The following is a 24,760-nucleotide window of genomic DNA, read 5'->3' as shown; positions in this document are numbered from 1 at the left end:
AGAACCGTGTCAGGGCTATCAGATGCTATTCGCATCCCGACCTTGCCAATACACATCCCGCTGCGCACTATATTGCGCACCCTTGCGCTTACAACAACGGAACCCAACATGAATTCCCCCCAACGCAGCCTGGCCACCACGCTGTTCCCCATCGGCTTGCTGCTGATCGCCATGGCTTCCATCCAGTCCGGAGCCTCGCTGGCCAAGAGCATGTTCCCAGTTGTTGGCGCCCAAGGCACCACAGCGCTGCGCCTCATCTTCGCCAGCATCATCATGCTGATTATATTGAGGCCCTGGCGCGCGCGCCTGGACGCCAGCACCCTGCGCAGCGTGATCATCTACGGCATGGCCCTGGGCGGCATGAACTTCCTCTTCTATATGTCCCTGCGTAGCGTGCCTCTCGGTATCGCTGTGGCGCTCGAATTCACCGGACCACTCGCGGTGGCGCTGTGGGCCTCGCGCCGAGCGCTGGATTTCCTGTGGATCGCCCTGGCAGTCGCCGGGCTGTTGCTGCTGATCCCCGTAGGCCAGACCGGCGCCAGCCTCGACCCGATCGGCGCAGCCTACGCCCTGGGCGCCGGTGTGTGCTGGGCGCTGTATATCCTCTATGGGCAGAAAGCCGGTGCCGAGAACGGCATCCAGACTGCCGCCCTGGGCGTAGTGATCGCCGCGCTGTTCGTCGCCCCCATCGGTATCGCCCATGCCGGCGCCGCATTGCTCACCCCTGCCCTGCTGCCGGTTGCCCTGGGCGTGGCGATCTTGTCCACCGCGCTACCCTACAGCCTGGAAATGGTCGCCCTGACCCGTATGCCCGCACGCACCTTCGGCACACTGATGAGCATCGAACCGGCCTTTGGCGCATTGTCCGGGCTGCTGTTCCTGGGCGAGCAGCTCACACTCTGGCAATGGCTGGCCATTCTCGCCATCATCACCGCCTCGGTGGGCGCTACCCTTTCCATGAAACGGGACGCGGCGCCACCCGTGGCTGCCGATTGATTTGAGAAATATTTTCATTTAGGCATCCAGCAGCCTTGTACCACCCGGCGTGGCTGATTAAGCTGTCACCAGATCATAATCTTGACGCTATCTACTGAGCGGCACATGGACGCCAGAGACCATCAGGGAAGAGGCAAAGCGCAAACTTCAGGCCCATTAATGTAGTCGGGCCGTATAAGGACAGGAATGAAACGTATTTTGCTCATCCTGGGCATCCTGGCCATCGCTGGATGTGCCGCGACAGCCAATACCGAGGTGAAACGAGGGAAAAAAGGCCTGCATATCAATTGCTCGGGACTCTCCTCGTCGTGGGAGAGGTGCTACAGCAAGGCCGCCAGCTCCTGCAGCAGCAAGGGCTATAAGGTCATCGCCCGCTCCGGTGACACCGACGAAGAGCCTGGCGATTACGTATTCGGCATAAACCCTGCCGGCTACACCAGCCGCAGCATGATCGTGATTTGCAAGTAACAGATGCATGAAGGGCAGCCAATGGCTGCCCTTTTCACATTCAGAGAGGTGCGGTCCGCCGTTCCAGCCAGGCCAGCGCTTCACCTTCCAGCAAAGGAGCAAGCCGCTCCCGTACTGTCTGGTGATAGCCATTCAACCAGGCGATATCCTCGCTGCCCAGCGCCTCGACCAACAGGCAGCGCGTGTCGATCGGGCACAGGGTCAAGGTTTCGAACGCCAGGAACTCGCCAAACTCGCTGGTGCCGACCTCGCGATTGACCACCAGGTTCTCGATACGCACCCCCCACTGCCCCGGCCGGTAGGTCCCAGGCTCGATCGAGCTGATCATCCCCGGCTGCATGGCTGTCTGCGGCGTGGCGGCCGCCTGGTAGGCGATCACCTGCGGGCCTTCGTGCACATTCATGAAGTAGCCGACACCGTGGCCGGTGCCATGCCCGTAATCGACCTGGTCGGCCCAGATCGGCGCGCGGGCGATGGCATCGAGCAGCGGCGAGAGGATCCCACGCGGGAACCTGGCCCTGGACAGCGCGATCATACCCTTGAGCACCCGCGAGCAATCCGCCTTCTGTTCGCGGCTCGGTTCACCAATCGGCACCATTCGCGTGATATCGGTTGTCCCGCCCAGGTACTGGCCACCCGAATCGATCAACAGCAAGCCATTGCCCTCGATCACGGCATGTGACTGCTCGGTGGCGCGGTAGTGCGGCATGGCGCCATTGCCGTTGTAGGCCGCGATGGTGGAAAAACTCAGCGACACGAAACCCGGACGGCGGGCACGGGCCGCGCTGAGCTGATCGTCGATGGTCAGCTCGGTAATGCGTTGCGTCCCCAGGTTCGTTTCAAGCCAGGCGAAGAACTCGCACAGCGCCGCGCCGTCCTGCTCCATGGCCTGACGGATATGGGCGAGATCCCCTTCACCCTTGCGCGACTTGCTCAAGGTCGTCGGATTGATGCCCTCGACCAGCCGCACCTGCTCATGCAGGTTATCCAGCAGCCCACGGGTGACCCGTGCCGGATCCACCAGCAGGCTGGCCGTGGCCGGAATCGCCGACAACGCGTCGCCGACCGCTTCATAGTCACGAACCTCGATACCATCGGCCGCCAACACTTGGCGCAGGTGCCCATCAACCTTGTCGCGCCCGACGAACAGGTACGCCTTGTCCTGGCTGAGCAACGCGAAAGAGACGAACACGGGGTTGTAGGAAACGTCGCTGCCACGCAGATTGAACAGCCAGGCGATATCGTCGAGCGTGGCAATAAAATGCCAGTCGGCGCCTTTTTCCTGCAGGGTGCCCCGCAGCTCGGCAAGCTTTTGCGCACGATTGACGGTCGCATGGGGCGGCAGGTGCTGGTAGACCGGATTGCCCGGCAGCGATGGCCGGTCCCTCCAGACCTCGGTCAGCAGATCGAGATCCGTACGCAGCTTTGCGCCCCGCGCTTGCAGACGCTCGCTTAACTGGCGGGCAGCGGCCACTGCCATGACCGCACCATCCACAGCCACGGTACCGTCGACCTCCGCCCCCAACCACTCCAACGCGCCTGGCTGCCCAGGCCGCAGCTTCATCAGTTCGATGCCACTGCCGGCCAGCTCCTTGTTCGCTTGCTCCCAATAGCGACTGTCAGCCCAGAGCCCAGCAAAATCCGCCGTGACCACCAGCGTACCCACCGACCCCTCGAAACCGGACAACCATTGCCGCCCCTGCCAATAGCCAGGCAGGTACTCGGACAGATGCGGGTCGGCCGAGGGCACCAGCAGGGCAGCAACGCCCTCCCGGGCCATGGCCTCGCGCACGCGGGCAAGGCGCGCCGGTACGGATTCGTGAAGCGGGGACTGACTGTTCATGCGCACTCCTGCGGATAGGTGTCGACGGGTCCAGGCCATCGATAATGAAACAGCTGGCGGGCGCCCGCAATCACCACGACCGTAACAAGGCATGCAGTGCCCCAAGTGTCCTGCCGACCGTCGATCCTTGCTCCTGAACTAAACAGCCTGCGCGCCTTCCCACCTCTTACACCCCCTGCGAACGCGAGGCTGGCCATGCCCCACTCCCGCGAACCGAAAAGCGCTGTCGTACTGCTCGATACCCGCGAGCACACACCCGAACACGAGCGGGCGACCCAACTGAGGATCGCCGAGTACCTGGCACGCCTGTTGGGCATCGAGCGCGTCGAGCCAACGCCTCTACCCGACACCGAAGCATGCTGTTACTACGTGCCGAGCGAAACCCTGGTCGATCCGGCGCGTCAGACGATGCTCGGCATCCAGGACGAGAACGACCTTTTCGGCGGAGCCGTCAGTCATCCGCACCTCGCTACCAAGGCTATCTCCCACCCGGTGCCTGCCGACGCCAGCTTCCCGCCCGGCTGGACCGATGCGTTTGCACGGCAAGCCTGCGATGCCCTGCTCCGTGGCTATACGGTGTTTTGCAAAGACGACGCCCGCCGGGCGGCCGAGCTGCTGCTGCGCGAGGGGCCGGTACGCATCAAGCCGGTGCTGGCCTGCGCCGGTCGAGGCCAGCAGGTCATCACCGACGCCCAGGCCCTGGAACCGTTGCTGGAGGGCATGGACGAACAGACGTTGGCACTGTGGGGCCTGGTCCTGGAAGAAGACCTCGACAATGTCGAGACCTTCAGCGTCGGCCAGGTCCGCGTGGCAGGGCTGACCCTCAGCTACCACGGTATCCAGCACCTGACCCGCGACCACGCTGGCACCGAGGTGTACGGCGGCTCCGATCTGGTGCTCGTGCGTGGCGACTACCAGAAATTGCTGCAATTGCCGCTTGCGGATCACCTGCGCCTGGCCATCACCCAGGCCATGGCCTACGAACAGGCCGCCGAACGTTACTTCCCCGGTTTTATCGCTTCACGCCGAAACTATGACATCGCCCGCGGCCGTGATAGCCACGGCCACCTGCGCAGTGGCGTGCTCGAACAATCCTGGCGCCTGGGTGGCGCCAGCCCGGCCGAGGTTCTGGCACTGACGGCCTTCGCCGAGGATCCGGCGCTGCAGCGGTTATGCGCATCGACCCACGAGGTGTTCGGCCGGGCGCGACTGCCCGCCGACGCCACACTGTTCTTTCAGGGGCACGACAGTGAACTTGGACAACTCAGCAAATATGCACGGATACGCGACCATGACCATCGAGAGTGAGATCGTGGAACTGCACGTCGAAGGGGAAAGCATCGCCGGCACGCTGGTCAGCCCCGGCAGCCGCATGCCAGGGATTCTTTTCGTCCATGGCTGGGGCGGCAGCCAACAGCGCGACCTGGCCCGCGCCCGGCAGATCACCGGGTTGGGCTGCGTATGCATGACCTTCGACCTGCGCGGCCACGAAAAGACCGAGAGCCAGCGCCTGACCGTCACCCGCGAACAGAACCTGGCCGACCTGCTCGCCGCCTACGACCGGCTGGCGAGTCACCCGTCAGTCGATCCCGGCGCCATTGCCGTGATCGGCAGCAGCTACGGCGGTTACCTGGCCACTCTGCTCACCCCGCACCGCCCCGTGAAGTGGCTGGCGCTGAGGGTACCGGCCCTGTACTGGGACGATGAATGGGACGCGCCCAAGCAAGCCCTGGATCGCCAGCGCCTGAACGCCTACCGCCTGCGCCCCCTCGGACCGGCCGACAACCGCGCCCTGGCAGCCTGCGCCGAGTTTGCCGGCGATGTGCTGCTAGTGGAGTCCGAACAGGATGACTACGTTCCCCACAGCACGCTGATGAGCTACCGCTCGGCGTTCGTCAGCGCCCATTCGATGACCCATCGCCTGGTCGATGGTGCCGACCATGCGTTGTCCAGCGAGGAAAGCCAGAAGGCCTACAGCGCGATGCTCACGGCCTGGATCAGCGAGATGGTCATCGGCGCGCGCCTGGACCGCTATCCGCACTATGCGCCCTGGTACGCCTGAGTACTGCCCAGCTGGCAATGCAGACCACCATCGGTGCCGCGCACAAGACTACGCAAGGTCTGGTAGGCGGCGAAATTCACCCCGCGCGCCTGGTGTTCGCCCAGCAGGTCGAGGAACGGTTCCTCGATGAAGCTTCCCGCGGCTGCCGCCCATGCCTGGCGTGATTGCCAGCGCAGGAGCTGGAGCACCCGGCGACCGTCGTCACTGACCTGGATGCTGACGCTCAGCAAGCCGTCGCAGCGTTGCGCCAGGTGTTCGCTGCGCACCACCAGCGCCTCGGCCAGGGCATCCTGGCGCAGTGGTGGGACGTCGTACTCGATCATCTGGGTGAACCACAGGGAATGGGTGTTGGCCGCCATGTTGCTTCTCCTCGTTTGGGCTCTTGCAGCAGATGGTCGTGGAGGGTAAAACCTCTAGCTAACTCAAGGTCAAGGATTTTATTGCCGATGAAGCCCCCTTCCTCCCAGGAACGCCTGCTCAGCGTCGGCCAGCTGGCCGCCCGTAGCGGCGTGGCCGTGACCGCCCTGCACTTCTACGAGACCAAGGGCCTGATCCACAGCACCCGCAATGCCGGCAACCAGCGGCGTTATCCGCGGGCCGTGCTGCGCCGGGTGGCGGTAATCAAGATGGCCCAGCGCCTGGGCATTCCCCTGGCCGACATCGCCGGCGCCCTGGATACCCTGCCCTGTGACCACACGCCCACCGCCGACGACTGGCAGCGCCTCTCGGCGCGCTGGCGCGACGACCTGAGCCGGCGTATCGACGAGTTGGTGATGTTGCGCGACCAGCTCGATGGCTGCATCGGCTGTGGCTGCATGTCGCTGAAAGAGTGCCCGCTGCGTAACCACCACGACCGGCTGGCCGATGAAGGGCCAGGCCCTCACCCACCCAGCCAGGATTGAGCCTCAGATCACCACATTGCGCACGAAACGCACCGCCTCCTCGCCATCATTGCGATAGGCGTAGCGGCAATCGCTGGGGAAGACGAAGAACTCGCCCTTGCCCAACTGCTGCTCGCCGCCTTCGATGACCAGCGTCAGGCGGCCTTCGGCCACATAGATCTGCTCGCTCCAGCCGGCGGCATCTGCCTCGCTGGCGTAGCACTCGCCGGGGGCGAGGGTCCATTCCCACAGCTCGACCTCGCGCCGGGCCGGGCTGCTGCCCAGCAGCACGGCGCGGCTGGCAGGGTGCACACCGGCCCAGGCCAGCTCGTCGATACGGCTGGTGTCGCGGCGATCGGGCGCCTGGATCAGGGTGCTGAATGCCACCCCGAGCGCTTCGGCGATCAGGTCCAGGGTGGTAAGGCTGACATTCTTCTCGCCGGCCTCGATGGCCACCAGCATGCGCCGGCTGACCCCGGAGCGTTCGGCCAGGGCGGCCTGGCTCAGGCCGGCGTCACCGCGCAGGCGGCGAACATTCTGGCTGACATGCTGCAGCACCGAAGCCCGGTGCTCGGAATCTTTGTGCACTATATTGCTCACTGGTAGGGGGTGCGCAGTATACTGCCCACTTTGCGGCGAATTGTGCGCCGCCCCTTCTGAGTGCGCAAGACCATGAGCCAGGCCTCCCCCAGCAAGCCCGCCGTCACCTTCCGCCTGAGCAAGGCCGAACTGGTGCTGGTGTTCATCACCATGCTCTGGGGCGGTACCTTCCTGATCGTGCACAACGTCATGACCGTCAGTGGCCCGATGTTCTTCGTCGGCCTGCGCTTCGCTGCCGCCGCGCTGTTCGTCGGCCTGGTGTCGGCCCGCTCGCTGGCAGGGCTGACCGCCACCGAACTCAAGGCCGGGGTGCTGATCGGCGTGTCGATCATGCTCGGCTACGGCTTGCAGACCATGGGCCTGCAGACCATCAGCAGCAGCCAGTCGGCATTCATCACCGCGCTCTATGTGCCCTTCGTGCCCTTGCTGCAATGGCTGGTGCTGGGCCGCCGCCCGGGCCTGATGCCGAGCCTGGGCATCGGCCTGGCCTTCGCCGGGCTGATGCTGCTGGCCGGCCCCGAGGGCGGCGCGCTGCACTTCAGCGAAGGCGAGCTGGTGACGCTGGTCAGCGCCGTGGCAATCGCCGGCGAGATCATCCTGATCAGCCGCTACGCGGGCAAGGTGGATGTGCGTCGGGTCACCGTGGTGCAGTTGGCCACCGCCTCGGCGCTATCGTTCCTGATGATCGTGCCTACCCAGGAGCCGCTCCCCGACTTCTCCTGGCTGCTGCTGGCCAGCGCGGTGGGCCTGGGCGCCATGAGCGCGGTGATCCAGGTGGCGATGAACTGGGCGCAGAAGTCGGTCTCGCCGACCCGCGCCACGCTGATCTATGCCGGCGAGCCGGTATGGGCAGGCATTGTCGGGCGGATTGCCGGCGAGCGTTTGCCTGGCGTGGCGTTGATCGGCGGGGTGCTGATAGTGCTGGCGGTGGTGGTGAGCGAGCTGAAGATTCGTCGCCAGGATGAGGCCGAGGCGTTGCCGGGCGATGACGCGCGTCAGCGCGAGACGGGATTGTAGGGTCTGTATGAAAAGTCTTGAGACGAAGGTCAGGCAAGGCGAAAACAGCCGAGGAAGCGGAGTTTACGGGTTGTAAATGAGCATTCCGAGGCTGTTTTCAACGCAGCATCACCGAGTATCAAGGCTTTTCATACAGAGCCTAGCCCTCCTGCACATCCTCGGGGCTGCAAAGCAGCCCCACGGCTACGCGCTCACCCGCTATGCTTTGTAAAAAACTGTTATAAAAAAACAGCTTGTCACAGCACATTTGTACGATCCTGCAACTGCTTGCGTGTTGGTGATCATCCCCCCGGCACGTATGATCCTTGGCAAACTTCTCAGAACAGAACGCTATGTCATTGATTGTGCTATTGCTTCTGCCCTTCGTGGGCAGTTGCCTGGCGGCTGTCCTGCCGCACAACGCACGCAACGCCGAGTCCATTCTCGCCGGGCTCGTGGCCCTGGTCGGCACCGTCCAGGTGGCGTTGCTGTACCCTCAGGTGGCCGATGGCGGGGTGATTCGCGAGGAATTCCTGTGGCTGCCCAGCCTGGGCCTGAACCTGGTCCTGCGCATGGACGGATTCGCCTGGCTGTTCAGCCTGCTGGTGCTGGGTATCGGCAGCCTGGTGGCGTTGTATGCGCGCTACTACATGTCGCCGCAGGACCCGGTGCCGCGCTTCTTCGCCTTCTTCCTGGCGTTCATGGGCGCCATGCTCGGCCTGGTGATCTCCGGCAACCTGCTCCAGCTGGTGTTCTTCTGGGAGTTGACCAGCCTGTTCTCGTTCCTGCTGATCGGCTACTGGCACCACCGCGCCGACGCCCGCCGCGGTGCCTACATGGCGTTGATGGTCACGGGGGCCGGCGGCTTGTGCCTGCTGGTCGGGGCACTGCTGCTCGGCCATGTGGTCGGCAGCTATGACCTGGACAAGGTCCTGGCTGCCGGCAACATCATCCGCCAGCATGCGCTGTACCCGGTGCTGCTGCCCCTCATCCTGATCGGCGCCCTGACCAAGAGCGCGCAATTCCCCTTCCAGTTCTGGCTGCCCCATGCCATGGCGGCGCCCACACCCGTCTCGGCTTACCTCCACTCGGCAACCATGGTCAAGGCCGGGGTGTTCCTGCTCGCCCGGCTATGGCCTGTGCTGTCGGGCAGCGAGGAGTGGTTCTGGATTGTCGGCGGCGCCGGCGCCGCCACCCTGCTGCTCGGCGCCTTCGCCGCGATGTTCCAGAACGACCTCAAGGGCCTGCTGGCCTATTCGACCATCAGCCACCTCGGCCTGATCACCCTGCTGTTGGGCCTGAACAGTCCGCTGGCAGCTGTCGCCGCGGTGTTCCACATCCTTAACCACGCCACCTTCAAGGCCTCGCTGTTCATGGCCGCGGGGATCATCGACCACGAGAGCGGCACCCGCGACATCCGCCGTCTCAGTGGCCTGTTCCGCCTGGTGCCATTTACCGCCACCCTGGCCATGGTCGCCAGTGCCTCGATGGCAGGGGTGCCGCTGATGAACGGCTTCCTGTCCAAGGAGATGTTCTTCGCCGAGACCGTGTTCATCAGCTCAACCGCCTGGGTCGAAGCGGCCCTGCCGGTGATCGCCACCCTCGCCGGTACCTTCAGCGTGGCCTATGCGCTGCGCTTCACCGTCGACGTGTTCTTCGGCCCTACGGCCGACGACTTGCCGCACACGCCCCACGAGCCACCCCGCTGGATGCGCGCGCCAGTCGAACTGCTGGTACTCACCTGCCTGGTGGTCGGCATTTTCCCGGCACAATCGGTCGGCCCACTGCTGGCCGCCGCCGCGCTGCCGGTCGTAGGCGGCACCCTGCCGGAGTACAGCCTGGCCATCTGGCACGGCTGGAATGCGCCGTTGATCATGAGCCTGATAGCCATGAGCGGCGGCATCGTTCTCTACCTGCTGCTGCGCAAGCAGCTGCAGCGCGGTCGTTTCCCCCACCCGCCGCTGATCGAGCGCTTCAATGGCAAGCGCCTGTTCGAGCATGGCCTGGTCCGCTTGATGCTGCTTGCACGGCATCTCGAGCGCCTGTTGACCACCCGCCGCCTGCAGACGCAGTTGTTCATGCTGGTGCTGGCAGCCTTCATCGCCGGCCTGACGCCACTGCTGTACAGCGGCCTGAGCTGGGGCGAGCGGCCGAAAATTCCCGGCTCCGGGGTCTTCGTCGCGCTGTGGCTGATCGCCATCGCCTGCGCCATCGGCGCCGCCTACCAGGCCAAGTACCACCGTCTCGCGGCGCTGATCATGGTCGGCGTCTGCGGCCTGATGACCTGCATCACCTTCGTCTGGTTCTCCGCGCCTGACCTGGCCCTGACCCAGCTGGCGGTCGAAGTGGTGACTACCGTGCTGATCCTTCTCGGGCTGCGCTGGCTGCCGCGACGAATCGAAGGCGTCTCGCCACTGCCGGGCAGCCAGGACCGTGCCCGCCTGCGCCGCCTGCGCGACCTGCTGCTGGCGGTGCTGGTCGGCGGCGGCATGGCCCTGCTGTCCTACGCCATGCTCACCCGCCCCACGCCCAACGACATTTCCTCGTTCTTCCTCAGCCGCGCCCTGCCGGAGGGCGGGGGCACCAACGTGGTCAACGTGATGCTGGTTGACTTCCGTGGCTTCGACACCCTCGGTGAGGTCACCGTGCTGGTGGCCGTGGCGCTGACCGTGTTCGCCCTGCTGCGCCGTTTCCGCCCGCCCAAGGAGAGCATGCAGTTGCCGGCACAGCAGCGCCAGCTGGCACCGGACGTGGTCACCGACCTGGTCAACCCGCGCCATGCCACAGACACCGCGCTGGGCTTCATGATGGTGCCGGCCGCCCTGGTGCGCCTGCTGCTGCCGATCGCCCTGCTGGTGTCGATGTACCTGTTCATGCGCGGCCACAACCAGCCCGGCGGCGGTTTCGTCGCGGGCCTGGTGATGTCGGTGGCGTTCATCCTGCAGTACATGGTCGCCGGCACTCAGTGGGTCGAGGCGCAGATGAGCCTGCGCCCACTGCGCTGGATGGGCACCGGCCTGCTCTGCGCCACCCTAACCGGTGCCGGGGCGATGCTGCTCGGCTACCCGTTCCTCACCACCCACACCGCCCACCTGCACCTGCCGCTGCTGGGTGACGTGCATGTGGCCAGCGCGCTGTTCTTCGACATCGGCGTGTACACCGTGGTGGTCGGCTCGACCCTGCTGATCCTCACCGCGTTGGCCCACCAGTCGGTGCGTGCCTACCGCCCCGCCAAGTCCAGCCAAGCAGGAGCCGCCTGATGGAAGAAGTCATTGCAGTCGCCATCGGTGTGCTCGCCGCCTCGGGGGTCTGGCTGATCCTGCGCCCGCGTACCTACCAGGTGATCATGGGCCTGTGCCTGCTGTCCTACGGCGTCAACCTGTTCATCTTCAGCATGGGCAGCCTGTTCATCGGCAAGGAGCCGATCATCAAGGACGGCGTGCCCCACGACCTGCTGCACTACACCGACCCGCTGCCCCAGGCGCTGGTGCTGACCGCCATCGTCATCAGCTTCGCCATGACCGCGTTGTTCCTTGTAGTGTTGCTGGCTTCCCGTGGGCTGACCGGCACCGACCACGTCGATGGGCGGGAGCGTGACGAATGAGCGGGATGAATCAACTGATCATTGCGCCGATCCTGCTGCCGCTGCTCACCGCGGCGCTGATGCTGCTGATCGGCGAAAAGCACCGCTGGTTGAAGGCGCGCCTGAACCTGCTGTCCACCAGCCTTGGCCTGGGCATCGCCGTCACCCTGCTGATGTGGGTACGCACACAGGGCCAGGCCGAATCCATCGGCGTGTATCTGCCGGGCAACTGGCCGGCACCGTTCGGCATCGCCCTGGTGGTCGACCACCTGTCGGCGCTGCTGCTGACGCTGACCGGCATCATCGGCCTGAGCGCTCTGCTGTTCGCCCGGGCCCGCTGGGACGGTGCTGGCGCCAGCTTCCACGCGTTGTTCCAGATCCAGCTGATGGGCCTGTACGGCGCCTTCCTCACCGCCGACCTGTTCAACCTGTTCGTGTTCTTCGAGGTGCTGCTGGCGGCCTCCTACGGCCTGCTGCTGCATGGCTCCGGGCGGGCACGGGTCAAGGCCGGGCTGCACTACATCGCCATCAATCTGTTCGCCTCGTCGCTGTTCCTGGTGGGCGCGGCCATGCTTTACGGCGTGACCGGCACCCTGAACATGGCCGATCTGGCACTGAAAGTACCGCTGGTACCTGAAGCCGATCGTGGCCTGCTGCATGCCGGCGCGGCGATCCTGGCCATCGCCTTCCTGGCCAAGGCCGGGGTCTGGCCGTTGAACTTCTGGCTGGTACCGGCCTATTCATCGGCCAGCGCGCCGGTCGCCGCCCTGTTCGCGATCATGACCAAGGTCGGGTTGTACGCCATCCTGCGCCTGTGGACGCTGCTGTTTTCCGGCCAGGCCGGCGCCTCGGCATTTTTCGGTGGTGAGTGGCTGGTCTATGGTGGCCTGGCGACCCTGGCCGTGGCGGCCATGTCGATCCTCGCGGCGCAGCGTCTGGAGCGCCTGGCGGCGCTGAGCATCCTGGTGTCCGCGGGCACGCTGCTGGCCGCCGTCGGTTTCGGCCAGCCGATCCTCACCGGCGCCGCGCTGTTCTACCTGGCCAGTTCCACCTTGGCCCTGTGCGCGCTGTTCCTGCTGGCCGAGCTGGTGGAGCGTTCGCGCTCGGCCAACGAGGCGCCGCTGGAAGATGAAGAAGGCGCAATGCCTTCGCCGCTGGAGTCGCTGCACCCACCCAAAGGCATCAACCTGGACGACGAGCAGCAGGTGGTGATCGGCCAGATCATTCCCTGGACCATGGCCTTCCTCGGCCTTGCCTTCATCGCCTGCGCCCTGCTGATCATCGGCATGCCGCCCCTGTCGGGGTTCATCGGCAAGCTCAACCTGATCAGCGCGTTGTTCAACCCGCAAGGCATGGGCGTCAGCCCAGAGCAGCCGCTGGGCGTCGCGGGCTGGACCCTGGTCACCCTGTTGGTGCTGTCGGGCATGGCCTCGCTGATCGCCTTCGGCCGGGTGGGCATCCAGCGCTTCTGGAAGCCCGAGGAGCGCCCCTCGCCGGTGCTGCGTCGCTATGAATGCGTGCCTATCGTCATTCTCCTGGGCCTGTGCATCTTCCTCAGCCTCAAGGCTGAGCCGCTGCTGCGCTACACCCAGGACACCGCCGCGAGCCTGAGCACGCCGGAGGCCTACGTCAAGGCGGTGATGGCCACCCGGCCACTGCCCGGCCCGACCACCCTCAGCGCGGAGGCGCAGCCATGAGCCGACTGTTCCCTGCGCCGCTGCTGTCCGTCGCACTGTTCGTACTATGGTTGCTGCTCAACCTCTCGGTCAGCCCGGGCAACCTGCTGCTGGGTGCCGTGCTGGGCATCCTCGCGCCAATCCTGATGGCCCCGCTGCGCCCGCAGCACGCCCACGTGCGCCGCCCATGGGCAATCGCCAAGCTGATTGGCCGGGTAGGCCTCGACGTGATCCATTCCAACCTGCTGGTGGCTCGTGGCGTCCTGCGCGCGGGCAGTACTCCACCGCGCTCGGCGTTCGTGCACATCCCGCTGGATCTGCGCGATGCCCATGGCCTGGCAGCGTTGTCGATGATCACTACGGTGGTGCCCGGCACCGTCTGGTCTGAACTGGCACTGGATCGCAGCGTACTGCTGCTGCACGTGTTCGACCTTGAAGACGAAAAGGCCTTCATCGAACACTTCAAGCACACCTATGAACGTCCGCTGAGGGAGATCTTCGAATGAGCGGCCTGCTTGCTTATGCCGTCCTCGCCAGCCTGTTCATCTTCGCCATCGCCATGGGCCTGGCACTGATCCGGGTGTTCCGCGGGCCGTCCGCCCAAGACCGCGTGCTGGCACTGGACTACCTGTACATCCTGGGCATGCTGATGATGCTGGTACTGGGTATTCGCTACGCCAGTGACACCTACTTCGAGGGCGCGCTGCTGATCGCCCTGTTCGGCTTCGTCGGCTCGTTCGCCCTGGCCAAATTCCTGCTGCGTGGCGAGGTGATCGAATGAACGAAGCTATCGTACTGCCGTTCTGGCTGGAACTGCTGGTATCCACGCTGCTGCTGCTGGGCAGCCTGTTCGCCCTGATCGGCGCCATCGGGCTGGTTCGTCTGAAAGACTTCTTCCAGCGCATGCACCCGCCCGCGCTGGCTTCGACCATCGGGGCGTGGTGCGTGGCGGCGGCCTCGATCCTGTACTTCTCGGTGCTCAAGCAGAGCCCGGTGCTGCATGCGTGGCTGATCCCGATCCTGCTGTCGATCACCGTGCCGGTGACCACGCTGCTTCTGGCCAGGGCCGCGCTGTTTCGCAAACGCACCTCGGGTGAACACGTACCCGAGGAAGTCAGCAGCGGGCGTGACCGCGGCAACTGAGGCTCATGCCTGGCTCAGGCGCTGCAACTCGCGGCGTACCATAGAGGCAAACGGCGGCGGGCTCATCTGGTAGAGCTCGCCTGCAACCCAGGCCAGCCAGGCGCCTTGCAGCACCTCCCGGCGCGCCAGCAGGCGCTCGGCCTCCTCCACCGCACGCGCCTGGTGCTCGCGGTGAAAGTCTGCCCGCGAGCCCGCGCTGGGCTCGCCGCTCATTCACTGGCCTTGAAAGTGGTCAACTCGCCCTTGCGCCATTTGGCGACCTTGCCAGTCACGGCCTTGAGCAACTTGCCCAGGCCTTCCTGCACCTGTTGCTGGGCAGCGAACACCAGCATCACGCCATGCCCGTCGCGGAACACGATACCTTCGCCTTCCGGTACCGAGACGAAGGCGTAGTCGCCCTGGCCATAGACGTTCAGCTTGATCTCGCGAAAACGCAACTCCAGCTTGCCACCTTCGCGGCTGGGCAGCACCGCGGCACGGAAGTGGTCGCCTACTTTCAGTTCCAGGCGCTGCTTGTCATCGACCACCATGGCGTCTTCGGTGTCGATTTCGGCCATGTACAGGCCTTCCGGATTCTGCTCGGTGACATAGATGAAACGCCCGTGGAACAGTTTGACCAGTTGGGCGCGCAAGTCGCCCAAGGCGAACAACGCATGGGTATCCAGTGTACTGACTGCCAATGAAAGGCTCCTCACATCGATTGCAACGGCCACGCCACGGACACCGCAGGCGTCAGGTGGCAGGCACTGTTTAGTCATGGTCCGCAGGACCGTGAAACAAGCATCAAAGCGTCCTCGCGCAACGGCGCAGGCGCAACCAGGAAGTGATTCACCCAGCCACCGCCCGGCGACGCGAAGTAAGCTTCGGCTTGATTCCGCAAAGGAAACGTAATGTCCGACAGCAAAAATGCCGGAAAAGATGCGACAAACAACGCCAGTTCTTTGGCCAGAAAGGAATGCTGGTCTTCAGTCGCGCATTACAGGAGAGCAAATATGCACGAAAACACCGAAACCCGTCGAGAGGCACGTAATATTTCTGATCGGGAAATGCCTCGCTATATCGTCATCCCCGCAGGCAACGCGTTCTACCACATTGCCGAGCGCGATACCGGGCGCGTAAGGGGATTTCGCCAGTGCCACAAACAGGCCTGCGCACTGGCCCGGCATTTCGAGCGCTGAATCTTTCAGGCGGCGCTGCACCGCTGCAGCTGGGCCAGCCAGGCAGCCCGGCATTCCAGTGCTTCGGCGCGGCTGGCGAACGCCGTGCCACGGCGCTCGCCATCGACCAACACCACCCAGCATACCCGTTTACCTACGGCCTGCATTGATCGCGGCACACCGGTGCCGATCATGGCGGCTACATCGACTTGGCTATTCACCATTCCCTCCGGAATTTAATTAGCAACCTAACGATGTGCGCATGATACGACCAGCCCTGCCGGGGAAAAAGCGTCGCCTGGTACAGCTGTATTGCAGTAATGGCAACAAATCCGCTCAACCCAGCCCCGGATCTGGCCGGTAGCCCAGGCGCAGCCCACCCCAGTGCCGACCTTGGACGAAGATAGGCACGGACAGGTCGTGCATCAGTTCCCCTGTATCGCGGGTGTAGGTCTGCAACAAGACTCGCTGCTGATGACTGCCACAGCGACTGCCGGTACGATCGTCGAAAATGCGTTTGCTGCGACTGTACGCAGTGTCATGTGCTGGGTCGCCGGTCAAGGGTTGGTTGAAGACGTTATTGTGGGTGGGCACATAACCCTGCTGCGTACACGCGATGGCGTAAACCAGCCCGTCGTGCTGCACCAGCGGCTCCTGGATCTGTGGCAGCACGCTATCGGTGTAAGGGTCGAAGCGCGTAGTGAAGCGCTGTGGCTGCACGCCAGGGATCGGTCGGTAATGGCGATCGAACAGATCGTCCAGGCTGATCCGCCCCTTCTCGACATCTGCCTCGAACTGCTCACTGATCTGCCGAGCACCGGCCTGGGCAAGTTCGAAGACACGCTGGTGGTAGGCATCCAGCCCCACCTCGGCCAGGCGCTCGCTAATGTTCTCGACCTGTCCCTCCATCTGCACGGCCGCCTCGGCCAGGTGTCGAGTCTGCTGGTCACTCACCAACAAATCACCGCGCACCTGGGCCACGGCCTGGAACAGGTTGTCGAGTTGGGCCTGGTTGGTCTGCGTGCCCTGGGCAATCTCGCTGACCTGGACTTCGACACTGGCCGCCAGCTCGGCGATCTGCGCCAGCTGCCCACCAGTATGCTCGACCTGCTTGACCCCGGCGCCCAGCTCATCGGCCAACCCTCGGATCTGTTCCACCACTTGGGCAGTGCGCGCTTGGATGTCGGCCACCATCTGCCCGACCTCCTCGGTGGCACTGGCGGTGCGCCCAGCCAGGCCACGCACCTCATCGGCGACGACCGCAAAGCCACGACCGTGTTCGCCAGCGCGCGCCGCCTCGATGGCGGCATTGAGCGCCAGCAGATTGGTCTGGCTGGCAATCGCCTGGATCACCAGGGTGACCCGGGCGATATCCTCGCTACGCTGGTGCAGCGCCTCGATCAGCTCGCGGCTGGCACTGGCCCGCTCGCTCAGGTCACGCATGCGTTGTATCGACTCGCCCAGCACGGCGCTGCCCGCGACGCTGCTGTCATGGGCCGCACGTGCGGCGGTCAGGGCCTGCTGGCTGAGCTGGGCGGTGGCCTGCTCGGTGGTGATCATGATCTCGGCGCTGCCGACGATCTCCTGGGCCGCGCCCAGTTGCGACTGTACCCGCGCCGCCAGCTGCTGCACCGAATGGGCCACTGCGGCGGCGGACAGGGCATTGTGGCTGGTGCCGCGCGCGAGCTCTTGCAGCAGGCCATCGTCCTGCGCGGTGGGCGTAACCGCAGGCACTGGCGCACGCCGTCCACGCGGCAGCCACAGCACCAGCAGCGCCAGGGGCACGACCAGGTACAACGCCAACCCGGCATAGGCCATGGCGGCCAGCAGCGCGCACAGGGCAACACCCTGCAACAGGGCAACGCCAGCACCCGTTTGGCAAGGCTCAGGTCGAGGTGTTTCAACGGCTGACAGAGATCCTTCTCGCATCATCTTCGTGGTCCATCCGCGTGTCGTTATTGTGACGTCATTAAACGCCACTATAACGCCATTATCCATGCCTCCAGAGGGGCAAGACGGTCGCAGTTGATGCAGGGCAAGAAAGCAAGAAGGCCCCAGGGATCGCTCCATGGGGCCTTGCGCAAGGCGTTGGATCAGATCTGCCGCTGGTGGCGGTCGAGCTGTTCGTGACGCTCCTGGGCTTCGATGCAGTACTTGGTAGTCGGGCTGATCAACAGGCGCTTCAGGCCAATCGGCTCACCACTGTCGTCGCACCAGCCAAAGCTTTCGTCGGTGATGCGGTCCAAGGCCATCTCCAGTTGCGGCAGCAGGCGCTGGTCGCGGTCGATGGCATTGACCAGCCAGGTGCGCTCTTCCTCGACCGATGCCACGTCAGCGGGATCCGACGGGGTATCCAGGCTTTCGATAGCAGTGCGGCTCAGTTCGATGCGCTCGTGGGTTTCGACTTTCATCGCCTGCAGCAACGCGGTGAAATATGCGAGCTGCTCGGCATTCATGTAGTCATCGGCCGACATGGCCAGCAACTGTTCCTTGGTCATCGATTTCTCTATGAAAAATGTGCATATGGGCGATTCGGGTGCCAGCGACGCGACGGCGTCGACGGCGAAATTCTTCAAGCGCCAACCGGCACTCTTTTTACAGGGGGCGGAAGTCTAAGGTGCCAGGCGGCAGCGGGCAACATAAATGACGGAGGATTTGTCCGAAACAGCCAGGAATCCGCCTACTGGTGCGTTGCCTGCGCTTCACGACGAGGCACAGAAAAATATGTAGTAATAAATATTGGCTGCAACCACCCCCGCTCGCAAGCGTCGCAACGTCAGGAGGTATCGGGTTAATGACCAGAGCCGAGCGCAAACGCGCTTGATACAGCCTCGATCAGATAGGAGGCCTGGCCATGAATGACACAACAACTCGACGCTTTGTCCGCTCCAGCACGCTTCAATGCAAAGTTGCCCGACGCTTCGCCGATCGTCCGGAATTGCTCGATGCTGCGGAGCATATCCTGGCAGCACAATGGCTCCATTATCTGCCAGACGATACCCATGATCCAACGGGGCTCTATCTCGCCAGCCGGCAATCAAGCTCCAACAGCCTGTGGGTTCGCCCCTTGTCGCATGTGCTCACCGAGCGCTATTGCCTGGGCCGGACCCTCAACCTGACGATTGACGAAGATACCCTCACTACGCATGTCGATGCTGATCCCGCCTGGCAGGTGGACATCCCCTTGCATCAAGTGGAATTGCTGATCAATGACACTGCACCGTTTCTGCTCGATGTGTACCAACAATCCTTGGCGACCCATTGGAGCCGCTTCGACACCAGGGGTGAGACCCCGTGGCAATGGTATGCCGAAGACCTTCGCAACCGCTTTCTGGCAGCCATCGACGCCCATCAGAACGCCGGCAGCCTGTCTGATTTCGCCTTGGTCATCGCCAGGCTGGTGCATAGCCAACCTGATTCCGGGTACCGAAATTGGCAGAACACAGGTGGCTTGAGCGTCTCGCAGCTTGCCGTGGATTTCTCCGAGGTCGGGATGCTGGACAACGAACTGGCGAGCGCACTGTTGATCGAGCACCGCGATGCCGATCCCGAGCGCAAGGTGACCCTTCTCTACAGCCTGACAGGCAAGCTCCTGGCTTTCCCCTCCCGCCAGGACCTGTTGCAGGCCATCGCTCGATACTGGCCCGCAAGATCCCGAACCGCGTGCCGGAAAGTCAGCATCGGCCCGCCCGCGCAAGGCGACTTCGAAAGCATGGCGCTGGGCGTTCTGGAGCAGCAACTGCGCATCATCGACAGTCGTGCCGCAAGCTATCGGAGCAAGCTTGACGCCATCAATATGAACCTGGAACTGGACAGGCTCACCTCCATGCTGGACCTGTGCAGCAATACCGAATCCAGAGCGCGTAATACGTTGTCGGCCCAACTGCCCGACTGGCTGCGCGACGCGGGGAGCCAGCCCTTGTTGCGCTACAGCACGCTGCTGTTCGACGTCGCCCAGGCTCTCCATACCTCCAAGGGGCAGTTCTGGCTCGATGGGGTCGACAACGCCGTGGAGTTCGCCAACCGGAAACTTGCCGCACGCTTCGCTGCGGATCACCCGGGCGATCCGCTCGAACCTGAGCAGATCAGGATCATCAACTACCAGGTGATTGGCGCCGCTGCCGGGCTTCCTGGACTTGGCAGCATAGGCGAGGTGACCCCCGTCACCTTCTCTCTCGCCCGACTGGCCATCGCCAATGTCGGCTTGCTCAAACCGGGTCGGGTGGAGCTGCACTCCAATGATGCCGCGCCCTTGCCTACCTGGCTGACTGAAAGCTACCTGCGCGAAGTGGTCGAAGACCTGGATATCGCCAGCGCCTATCCAGCCATGCTGCGCAGCAAGTTGCTGGATGACAGCGGCCAGCGCGAGTGGCGCCAGCGCCAACTCTTGGCGCAACTCGGCAGCCAACTGCCGGCGCTGGCGCAAGAGCTGTATCTACGGGGGAAATTGCCGGACCCGGAGGTCGTCAGTCACATCAGCCAGTTGTTCTGCGACGCTGACGAGAATGATCCGAAGCGCTGGGTGATCAGACCGCTGGGTCTACTCAAGGCACCTGACTCGACAGTGGATCACCCACGCAACACCTGGCTCATAGAGCCCTATTCACCCAACGCTAACAGTTGCCTGCTGTACCGCCCCCTGCACCAGGACAGCCTGCTGCACTTCACCGATCGGCTGGCGCTGTTCGTGGCCATCAGCACCCCTGGCGCTGTGCAGGACGACCTGCTGCACCGTCTTCCGGCCGAGGACCGCAGATTCTATGCCCACGGTGGCTTCCTCGAGCCACATCTGTTCGTACCACTGGATGACACCAGTGCAGTCCCGTTCGGCACGCCCGCGCCGGTGGAACTGACATTCGAAGCACCTTCCAAAGACCTTGGCGCAGATCTCTACCTGGCTTGCGTCAACGAATCGATCCATGAGTTCGAAGAGCATGCCTGGACGAGCGCGCAGACCCGCTGGGCACGCTGGAAAGAGCTGGGAGGACTACTGTTCAACACCTTGCTTCCCCTCGCAGGAGGCGCACTGGGCAAAGTGGCCTGGCTGGCGCAGATGGAAGTGGCACTGGCCGATTTCATCGAAACGGATGCCGGGCAGGATTCCTCAAGGTACTGGCAGGCAGGGGTCAACCTGCTGCTCAATATCGTCATGCTGCTGGCTACACATGCTGATACTCGCCTGAGAGAGGAAAATGGTGAGGAACGCTCACTGGGGATGTCGGTCACGCCACCCATCGATACAGCGCCGGAACCAGCCGCGCCCGCCGTGGTAGAAGGTGTCTCTGCGATACATCTCGACTTCAGCTGGGGGCGCCCCACCCGCACTTTGACTGTTGCGCAAAGCACTAGACTGCACGCCTTGCAGGCGGATATCGATACCACCGTACTCGGGGAACCGTTGCCCAGCAGCAACCTGCGCGGCCTGTACCTGCATGAATCAAGGCTCTACACGGTGCTGCAGGGCAAGGTGTACCAGGTCATGCTCGACCTGCCTCGCAATCAACTGCGCATCGTTGGCCCTGACGAAACCCCAGGCCCCTGGCTACGGCGCGACGAAGTAGACCGCTGGCAACTGGATCTGAGCCTCACTCTGAAGGGTGGCATGCCACTGTCCGCACAGGTCCGAAAGCTGCAGCTGCAAAAAGCGAGCGCCCTGCGTACTGCAAACGAACTGATCAAGGCCGACAAGGACACCATCGACGCCAGGATTCTGGAACAGACCACACTGGAGAAGCTGGTCGCCAGCCCTCTCGACGATGCCCGCCTGCACACCTGCCAGGACAAGCTCGATACCCTCTCGGAGTTCTGGGCGACACACATCGAGCATCTGAAACAGCGCAACACATTGCAACCAGTGAAGGACTTCAAAAAAGTCCACGCCTTCGCACTGTATCATGAGAGTTTCTGCCAGCGCCTGTTGCGCAAAGTGCTGCACCTGCGCTATCGCCCTGATCGAGACCAATTGCTCAACGCTGCCAGCCTCCAGCAGGCCGGCGAGGTCCTCACCCCCGGGGACGTCAGTATCATCGCCGCCCGCCTGGACAGAATGGCCCCCCTGATAGACCGGATGATCGACAACAATCGACGCTTGCGTCACTGCCAGGATGAACTGAGCAAGCTGGCAAGCCCCCACCAGCCCGAGATCCGGCGATGGCGGGACTTCGCCGTCAGCATGCCGGCAACGCCGGAGCAGGAACTGATCCTGCGCTTCCTGCGGCTTGAAGGACTGCTCAACCGCATGACCCTGGTACACGGCCTGAGCGAGGAAGCGTGCTACTGGAGAGACCGCTTCTGGGGCAACTTCGAACTGGGTATCGCTCAGCGAGCCAAACTGTTCAAGCTGTCAAGCACCGATGACGAAATCACCACCAGACTACTGCGCAGCATTATCGGCCACCTCACGGCCGCATCCCGACAACTGCAAATCTTCACGGCACTGGTCAAGGACAGCGCGGCGTTACAGACCGCGCGGCAGATGAATGAACAAATCGACTGGCTGCTGGAACGAAACCGCGAGGACCTGAAAGAACTGCCCGACTATCCGCCGGTCAGCAGCCTGGGGCAACTGCGCAAGAAGGTACCCGGGCTGATCGAGACCAACGAACATGGGCTTCTGCTGGCCGATCCACGCAGCGACGATGCCAACACCGTCGATATTCCCGGCCCAGACGACAAGACACCCACGCGTACCTACCACCTCAAGCATGGCGACTGGGTGGAGCTCAAGCCCTCCCAGCCCGCCTCCCGCTCAACACAGTCGAGTCTCAAACGCCTTCTCAAGGACAGCGACGCATTGATTGCGCAGGCCCACGACGAGGTGGCGAGCCTGCAAGCGCAGTCAAGTCGCTATCTGCCAGTAGAGCTCCAGGAGAGCGTGCTCTATCAACGCACCCGCCTGCTCGAACGCGTCGATGCCATCGAGGCACGGCTGACCGAGATCAACGAAACCGACGACGCTCATGGCGGCAAGGATGCCGAACTGGTCGCCGGATCCCTACGGCGGCTGGCCGATGAGTTGGAAGGAACGGCTACACGCTTGCGCGTGTCAGCCGCACTCACGCAGAGACCGCGCATGGTTGAGCTCATGTATCTGGTGGATAACGGGCTCGTGCAGTTGCGGGCCGAAGGGGTACGCAGTCGACTGGCCAGGGCCAAGGGGCGGCCAGCCGATTTTCTCGACGAATACAGCATCAGCCACGAAGGCAAGGTGCTGTGGTACGCACACTTCCACTACCCATCGACGACCACCGCCAAGACAGACTTCACCGCTGGCCACCTGAAGACAGCAGCGCAACGGCATATGCCAGGCCAGCGCTACAGCGATGGCAGCGGTAACATCGTGGATGTATACCGTGCCCCGATTACCAGCGCGGCCGCCGCCAAGTACTTCTTCAGCCTTTAGACCAAAGGGGCGGCTGCGGCCGCCCCCCCGTCAACAGTCCTTGAATTGCGCCTCGCGCTTGGCGATGAAGGCGGCCATGCCTTCCTTCTGGTCCTCGGTAGCGAAGGCGGCATGGAACACCCGGCGCTCGAAGCGGACCCCCTCGCTCAGGGTGACTTCAAACGCCCGGTTGACGCTCTCCTTGACCATCATGCTCACTGGGATGGACTTGGCAGCAATGGTCGCTGCCACTTTCAGTGCCTCCTCCAACAGCTCGGCCTGCGGCACGATGCGCGCTACCAGGCCCGCGCGTTCGGCTTCCTCTGCCCCCATCAAGCGGCCGGTCAGGCACAGTTCCATAGCCTTGGCCTTGCCTACCGCGCGAGTCAGGCGCTGGGTGCCGCCCATGCCCGGCAGCACGCCAAGATTGATTTCCGGCTGGCCGAACTTGGCATTGTCGGCGGCGAGGATGAAATCGCACATCATCGCCAGTTCGCAGCCCCCACCCAAGGCAAAGCCGGACACCGCGGCGATAATCGGCTTACGCCGGTTAGCGATGCGGTCGGCGTCACTGAACAGGTCGTCGACGTAGATCTGCGGGTATTGCAGCTCGGCCATTTCCTTGATGTCGGCGCCGGCAGCGAAAGCCTTGGCAGAGCCGGTCAACACCACGCAGCCGATGTCTGGATCACGCTCGAGCTGGTCCAGGGCCTGGTTGATTTCACCAACGATCTGCGCATTCAGCGCATTGAGCGCCTGCGGACGATTTAGGGTGATCAGGCCGACCTTGCCGTGGATGTCCAACAGGATGGTTTCGAATGCCATGCAGACTGCTCCTTCAAAGATTGCGCGCAATGACCATGCGCTGAATGTCGCTGGTACCTTCGTAAATCTGGCAAACCCGCACGTCGCGGTAGATGCGCTCGAGCGGGAAGTCGCTCAGATAGCCATAACCACCCAAGGTCTGCAAGGCGTCCGAACAGACCTTTTCGGCCATTTCCGAGGCGAAAAGCTTGGCCATCGAGGCTTCCACCAACGCCGGGCGCCCGGCGTCGCGCAGGGCGGCGGCGTGCAGCACCATCTGCCGGGCCACGGCGATCCTGGTGGCCATGTCGGCCAAGCGGAAGGCCACGGCCTGGTGCTCGATCAGCGGCTTGCCGAAGCTTTGCCGTTCGTTGGCGTAGTCGCGCGCCACCTCGAAGGCGGCGCGGGCCATGCCCACCGACTGCGAGGCGATGCCGATGCGCCCGCCTTCGAGGTTGGCCAGGGCTATCTTGTAGCCCTGCCCTTCTTCTCCGAGGCGATTGGCCACCGGCACACGCACATTGTCGAAAACGATCTGGCAGGTGTCGGAGGCATGTTGACCAAGCTTGTCCTCGACGCGTGTCACCTGGTATCCCGGTGAGTCGGTGGGCACGATGAAGGCCGTGATGCCACGCTTGCCAGCGTCCGGATCGGTGACAGCGAAGACGATTACCACTCCGGCGTTTTGCCCGGAGGTGATGAACTGCTTGCTGCCGTTGAGCACGTAGTGGCCACCCTCCAGACGGGCGCGAGTCTTCAGGCTGCTGGCATCGGAACCCGCCTGGGGCTCGGTCAGGGCGAATGCGCCGAGCATCGCGCCACTGGCCAGCGGCGCGAGGAACTGCTGCTTCTGCGCCTCGCTGCCGAACTTGAGGACCGGCACGCATCCCACCGAGTTGTGCACGCTCATGATGGTCGAGCAGGCACCGTCACCGGCGGCGATTTCTTCAAGGGCCATGGCATAAGCCACGTAACCTGTGTCACTGCCTCCGTACTGCTCCGGCACCAGCATGCCGAACAGTCCCAACCCGGCCATTTCCTCGATGGCTTCTTTCGGGAAGCGATGCTCCTTGTCCCATTGCTCGGCGAACGGCTTCAACCGTTCCTGGGCGAACGCACGCACGGCGTCGGCGATCTGTTGTTGCTCGTCAGTTACCAACATGGTTCACC

At 63.6% G+C, this 24,760-nt stretch carries 24 protein-coding genes; 14 read left to right on the top strand and 10 right to left on the bottom strand.

The features are described from left to right. Nucleotides 1-108 precede the first annotated feature (108 nt). Both rhtA and C3F42_RS26770 read left to right on the top strand, forming a co-directional pair. Nucleotides 109-996 (top strand): threonine/homoserine exporter RhtA, encoded by an 888-nt coding sequence (rhtA, locus tag C3F42_RS26775; RefSeq protein ID WP_094012101.1) that lies wholly within the window; start codon nucleotides 109-111, stop codon nucleotides 994-996. Between the two features lie 186 nt (nucleotides 997-1,182). Further along, entirely contained in the window at nucleotides 1,183-1,464 is a 282-nt protein-coding gene (locus tag C3F42_RS26770; RefSeq protein WP_023631461.1) for a hypothetical protein, read from the top strand. Nucleotides 1,465-1,504: 40 nt separating this feature from the next. Here C3F42_RS26770 and C3F42_RS26765 read toward each other — a convergent pair whose 3' ends face one another. After that, complete coding sequence (locus tag C3F42_RS26765; RefSeq protein ID WP_104445114.1) at nucleotides 1,505-3,307, bottom strand: aminopeptidase P family protein; 1,803 nt, start codon at nucleotides 3,305-3,307, stop codon at nucleotides 1,505-1,507. Between the two features lie 195 nt (nucleotides 3,308-3,502). On the opposite strand from C3F42_RS26765, the gene C3F42_RS26760 reads away from it, so the two are divergent. Continuing rightward, on the top strand, nucleotides 3,503-4,615 hold the full coding sequence (locus C3F42_RS26760) for a DUF3182 family protein (protein WP_371041589.1): 1,113 nt from the start codon (nucleotides 3,503-3,505) through the stop codon (nucleotides 4,613-4,615). After that, nucleotides 4,599-5,369, top strand: coding sequence for a S9 family peptidase (locus C3F42_RS26755; protein ID WP_094012099.1), 771 nt, complete (start codon nucleotides 4,599-4,601; stop codon nucleotides 5,367-5,369). The genes C3F42_RS26760 and C3F42_RS26755 overlap by 17 nt, the downstream gene beginning before the upstream one ends. Here C3F42_RS26755 and C3F42_RS26750 read toward each other — a convergent pair. Then, nucleotides 5,348-5,728 carry an antibiotic biosynthesis monooxygenase gene (locus C3F42_RS26750; RefSeq protein ID WP_023631465.1) on the bottom strand — a complete coding sequence of 127 codons (381 nt, stop codon included), beginning with the start codon at nucleotides 5,726-5,728 and terminating at the stop codon, nucleotides 5,348-5,350. The two genes, C3F42_RS26755 and C3F42_RS26750, sit on opposite strands and share 22 nt — an antisense overlap. Before the next feature lie 87 nt (nucleotides 5,729-5,815). Here C3F42_RS26750 and soxR point away from each other — a divergent pair, with 87 nt between their 5' ends. Continuing rightward, nucleotides 5,816-6,271 (top strand): redox-sensitive transcriptional activator SoxR, encoded by a 456-nt coding sequence (gene soxR / locus C3F42_RS26745; RefSeq protein ID WP_046854849.1) that lies wholly within the window; start codon nucleotides 5,816-5,818, stop codon nucleotides 6,269-6,271. Between the two features lie 3 nt (nucleotides 6,272-6,274). On the opposite strand, the gene C3F42_RS26740 is transcribed toward soxR, so the two are convergent. Continuing rightward, nucleotides 6,275-6,838, bottom strand: coding sequence for a helix-turn-helix domain-containing protein (locus C3F42_RS26740; protein ID WP_094012098.1), 564 nt, complete (start codon nucleotides 6,836-6,838; stop codon nucleotides 6,275-6,277). An 84-nt stretch (nucleotides 6,839-6,922) separates the two neighbouring features. Here C3F42_RS26740 and C3F42_RS26735 point away from each other — a divergent pair, with 84 nt between their 5' ends. From C3F42_RS26735 to C3F42_RS26705, 7 genes are all read left to right on the top strand, one after another. After that, nucleotides 6,923-7,867, top strand: a complete 945-nt coding sequence (locus C3F42_RS26735) for a DMT family transporter (RefSeq protein WP_094012097.1) — start codon at nucleotides 6,923-6,925, stop codon at nucleotides 7,865-7,867. A 332-nt stretch (nucleotides 7,868-8,199) separates the two neighbouring features. Beyond that, complete coding sequence (locus C3F42_RS26730; RefSeq protein ID WP_038706466.1) at nucleotides 8,200-11,106, top strand: monovalent cation/H+ antiporter subunit A; 2,907 nt, start codon at nucleotides 8,200-8,202, stop codon at nucleotides 11,104-11,106. Then, nucleotides 11,106-11,450, top strand: a complete 345-nt coding sequence (locus C3F42_RS26725) for a Na+/H+ antiporter subunit C (protein ID WP_023632557.1) — start codon at nucleotides 11,106-11,108, stop codon at nucleotides 11,448-11,450. Before C3F42_RS26730 ends, C3F42_RS26725 begins: the two co-directional genes overlap by 1 nt. Beyond that, nucleotides 11,447-13,126: a monovalent cation/H+ antiporter subunit D gene (locus C3F42_RS26720; RefSeq protein ID WP_094012096.1), complete on the top strand. Its 1,680-nt coding sequence runs from the start codon at nucleotides 11,447-11,449 to the stop codon at nucleotides 13,124-13,126. The genes C3F42_RS26725 and C3F42_RS26720 overlap by 4 nt, the downstream gene beginning before the upstream one ends. Next, a complete protein-coding gene (locus C3F42_RS26715) occupies nucleotides 13,123-13,611 on the top strand; it encodes a Na+/H+ antiporter subunit E (protein WP_094012095.1) in 489 nt (162 codons plus the stop codon). Before C3F42_RS26720 ends, C3F42_RS26715 begins: the two co-directional genes overlap by 4 nt. Next, nucleotides 13,608-13,886 carry a K+/H+ antiporter subunit F gene (locus C3F42_RS26710; protein WP_023632581.1) on the top strand — a complete coding sequence of 93 codons (279 nt, stop codon included), beginning with the start codon at nucleotides 13,608-13,610 and terminating at the stop codon, nucleotides 13,884-13,886. The genes C3F42_RS26715 and C3F42_RS26710 overlap by 4 nt, the downstream gene beginning before the upstream one ends. Further along, complete coding sequence (locus C3F42_RS26705) at nucleotides 13,883-14,248, top strand: Na+/H+ antiporter subunit G (RefSeq protein ID WP_023632580.1); 366 nt, start codon at nucleotides 13,883-13,885, stop codon at nucleotides 14,246-14,248. Before C3F42_RS26710 ends, C3F42_RS26705 begins: the two co-directional genes overlap by 4 nt. A 3-nt stretch (nucleotides 14,249-14,251) precedes the next feature. Here the strand turns inward: C3F42_RS26705 and C3F42_RS26700 are convergent, their stop codons facing one another. After that, nucleotides 14,252-14,461: a hypothetical protein gene (locus C3F42_RS26700; RefSeq protein ID WP_094012094.1), complete on the bottom strand. Its 210-nt coding sequence runs from the start codon at nucleotides 14,459-14,461 to the stop codon at nucleotides 14,252-14,254. Continuing rightward, nucleotides 14,458-14,928, bottom strand: coding sequence for a hypothetical protein (locus C3F42_RS26695; RefSeq protein ID WP_038706469.1), 471 nt, complete (start codon nucleotides 14,926-14,928; stop codon nucleotides 14,458-14,460). Before C3F42_RS26695 ends, C3F42_RS26700 begins: the two co-directional genes overlap by 4 nt. A 210-nt stretch (nucleotides 14,929-15,138) precedes the next feature. Here C3F42_RS26695 and C3F42_RS29505 point away from each other — a divergent pair, with 210 nt between their 5' ends. Further along, the gene (locus C3F42_RS29505; protein WP_123902486.1) at nucleotides 15,139-15,426 is read left to right on the top strand and encodes a hypothetical protein; all 288 of its coding nucleotides are present in this window, start codon (nucleotides 15,139-15,141) and stop codon (nucleotides 15,424-15,426) included. A 5-nt stretch (nucleotides 15,427-15,431) separates the two neighbouring features. Here C3F42_RS29505 and C3F42_RS26685 read toward each other — a convergent pair whose 3' ends face one another. The 3 genes from C3F42_RS26685 to C3F42_RS26675 all read right to left on the bottom strand — a co-directional run bounded on the left by C3F42_RS26685 (nucleotide 15,432) and on the right by C3F42_RS26675 (nucleotide 17,903). Next, on the bottom strand, nucleotides 15,432-15,626 hold the full coding sequence (locus tag C3F42_RS26685; protein WP_094012104.1) for a hypothetical protein: 195 nt from the start codon (nucleotides 15,624-15,626) through the stop codon (nucleotides 15,432-15,434). 115 nt (nucleotides 15,627-15,741) lie between these two features. Next, the gene (locus tag C3F42_RS26680) at nucleotides 15,742-17,337 is read right to left on the bottom strand and encodes a methyl-accepting chemotaxis protein (RefSeq protein WP_094012093.1); all 1,596 of its coding nucleotides are present in this window, start codon (nucleotides 17,335-17,337) and stop codon (nucleotides 15,742-15,744) included. A gap of 161 nt (nucleotides 17,338-17,498) precedes the next feature. Further along, nucleotides 17,499-17,903, bottom strand: a complete 405-nt coding sequence (locus C3F42_RS26675) for a TraR/DksA family transcriptional regulator (RefSeq protein ID WP_023629711.1) — start codon at nucleotides 17,901-17,903, stop codon at nucleotides 17,499-17,501. Nucleotides 17,904-18,259: 356 nt separating this feature from the next. Here C3F42_RS26675 and C3F42_RS26665 point away from each other — a divergent pair, with 356 nt between their 5' ends. Further along, nucleotides 18,260-22,807 carry a hypothetical protein gene (locus tag C3F42_RS26665; RefSeq protein ID WP_158659597.1) on the top strand — a complete coding sequence of 1,516 codons (4,548 nt, stop codon included), beginning with the start codon at nucleotides 18,260-18,262 and terminating at the stop codon, nucleotides 22,805-22,807. A 30-nt stretch (nucleotides 22,808-22,837) separates the two neighbouring features. Here C3F42_RS26665 and C3F42_RS26660 read toward each other — a convergent pair whose 3' ends face one another. Then, nucleotides 22,838-23,611 (bottom strand): enoyl-CoA hydratase, encoded by a 774-nt coding sequence (locus tag C3F42_RS26660; protein ID WP_038706471.1) that lies wholly within the window; start codon nucleotides 23,609-23,611, stop codon nucleotides 22,838-22,840. A gap of 13 nt (nucleotides 23,612-23,624) precedes the next feature. After that, nucleotides 23,625-24,752: an acyl-CoA dehydrogenase gene (locus C3F42_RS26655; protein WP_038706472.1), complete on the bottom strand. Its 1,128-nt coding sequence runs from the start codon at nucleotides 24,750-24,752 to the stop codon at nucleotides 23,625-23,627. Nucleotides 24,753-24,760 lie beyond the last annotated feature (8 nt).

Origin of the sequence: Pseudomonas sp. PONIH3 (genome assembly GCF_002934345.1) — a bacterium.
Classification (GTDB): Bacteria; Pseudomonadota; Gammaproteobacteria; order Pseudomonadales; family Pseudomonadaceae; genus Aquipseudomonas; species Aquipseudomonas soli.
This window is presented reverse-complemented; position numbering and strand designations above follow the sequence as displayed.